At 75.4% G+C, this 2,254-nt stretch carries 1 protein-coding gene; it reads left to right on the top strand.

The features are described from left to right. Positions 1-460 precede the first annotated feature (460 nt). Positions 461-2,254 (top strand): type 2 lanthipeptide synthetase LanM family protein (locus KDL01_RS40600; RefSeq protein WP_212534051.1); only part of this gene is annotated, 1,794 nt, incomplete at its 3' end.

Below are 2,254 nucleotides of genomic sequence, written 5' to 3' on the forward strand. Positions count from 1 at the left end.
GGGCGGGACTGTGCCGTCGTGCGGCAGGGATTGCGGCATGGCTCGACTCCATCCGGTCGGCTCCGGCCGACGCGCCGGGGGACGAGGCGACCGGATCGATCGTGCCCTGACAACAGGCGCCGGTCATCGGGGATCGCCACCCACAGTTCGCGCCGCCGCCCGCCCGAACGGCCCGGCGTGCCCCCATGAACCGGCCAGGCCGTGCGCGCATGCGCCGCGACGTGTGGCGCGGCAGCGCCCAGGGGTGGCCGTACGGGGCGAGAGCGCGCGCGGCGTGGCGCGGTACGACGCGGGGCGCGAGGTGCGGGGCCTGCGACACGGCGCCGAGAAATGGTGGGGGAGCGGCGAAGAAGATACGGGTGCCGCCCCGATGCCCGTCCGCGCGGCCGCACCCGATGATCGGCGGAGGCGAACGGAGCCGCGTCCGCCTCCGCCCTCTGCCCCCTCCGGAGGCGTACCGATGACCGATGTGTGTGCGCGGCCCCGCGCCTGGTGGCAGCGCGCCCTGTCAGAGGACGAACTCGAAGTGGCCGGCGACGCCCCGTGCTGGACCGCGTTCGCCGCCGAGGCACTGGAGAAGGCGCCGCCGTGCGCTCGGGCACCGGAGGGCGCACTCCTCGGTACGACCGGGTTCGAGACGATCCTCGCGCCGTTCGCCGCAGCCTCCGCCGAACGGGTGCGGTGCGCCACGGCCGGAGTGGACGACGCGCTCGACATGGCCGCGATCCTCGACGCGTTCACGCAACGACTCGCGGCCACACTCGGCGGACTGGCCGCCCGCACCCTCGTGCTGGAACTGAACGTCGCGCGCGTGACGGGTCGGCTGGCGGGCGAGACGTCGGCCGCACGCTTCCGCGACTTCGTCCGCCAGACCGCCTCACGCGACGGGTTGGCCGCACTCCTGGACGAGTACGCGGTGCTCGGGCGGCTCCTGGCCCAGGCCGCCCTGCACGCCGCCGACGCGCTCGCCGAAGTGCTGCTGCGGCTGGCCGCGGACCGGACCAGGCTGGCCGCCGACCTGTTCGCCGGACGCGACCCCGGACTGCTCGTGGAGCTGCGGACCGCGGCCGGAGACGGACACCGGCACGGCCGCGCCGTCGCGCTGCTCCGCTTCGCCGACGGCTCGCGGCTCGTCTACAAGCCTCGCTCGCTCGCCGCCCATCGGCACTTCAACGAGCTGCTCGCCTGGTTCAACGCGCGCACCGCCGGGCCTGCGCTGCGCGCGGTCGCGGTCGTGGAAGGGGATGGATACGGCTGGGCCGAGTTCATCCCGCACCGCCCGTGCGCCGACGCGGGCGAATTCGAGGGCTTCTACGAGCGCCAGGGCGCACTGCTGGCCCTGATGTACGCGCTCGACGGAACGGACCTGCACTTCGAGAACCTCATCGCCTGCGGCGGCGAGCCGGTGCTCGTGGACGTCGAGACGCTCTTCCACCCGCCCACGCTGCTCGCCGCGGACACGCCGCCCGACCCCGCGTGGCGGGCGCTGGAGTCCTCCGTCGACCGGGTCGGGCTGCTGCCGCGCCTGTTCCTGGGCGAGGAGAGCGCGCTCGACCTGTCCGGCCTCGGCGGCGACCCGGGCCGGCACTGGCCGATCGAGACGGTGGCCTGGGCCGAGGCCGGCACGGACGCGATGCGCCTGGTGCGGGAGCGGCGCACCTTCGAGTCGGGCCTGAACCGGCCGGTCCTGGCCGCCGCGGCCCGCGGGACCGACGCCACGTCCGCTGCCGAGTCCGCTGCCGCATACGGTCCCGGTCCGGAGCCGGCGGACTTCACCGAGGCGTTCGTCGCCGGATTCCGCGCCGCCTACCGGACCATCGCCGCCGCGGCCGAGGAGCTGACCGGGCCGGCCGGCCTGCTGCACCGGTTCGCGAAGGACGAGATCAGGATCGTGCTACGCGGCACCCACGTGTACGCGACGCTGCTCGAGGAGTCCACGCACCCTGACTGCCTGCGCGCGGGAGCCGATCGGGACGGGCTCCTCGCGTGGCTGCGGGAGAGCCCGTTCGGCGGCCCCGGCGGCCGGCTGCTCGAAGCGGCCGAGCAGGCCGACCTGTGGAACGGGGACGTCCCGCTGTTCACCGCGCGCCCGGGGGCGGCGGCCGTGTGGAGCGCGGACGGCACGCTGATCCCCGGCGCCCTGGCCGAGACCGGCCTTGACCGGGTCCGGCGCAAGATCGCCGCGATGGGCGGCGCGGACCTGCACGACCAGGAGTGGATCGTACGCGCGTCCTTCGCCGCCCGCCCCGGCACC

This window comes from Actinospica durhamensis (genome assembly GCF_018139695.1).
Classification (GTDB): Bacteria; Actinomycetota; Actinomycetes; order Streptomycetales; family Catenulisporaceae; genus Actinospica; species Actinospica durhamensis.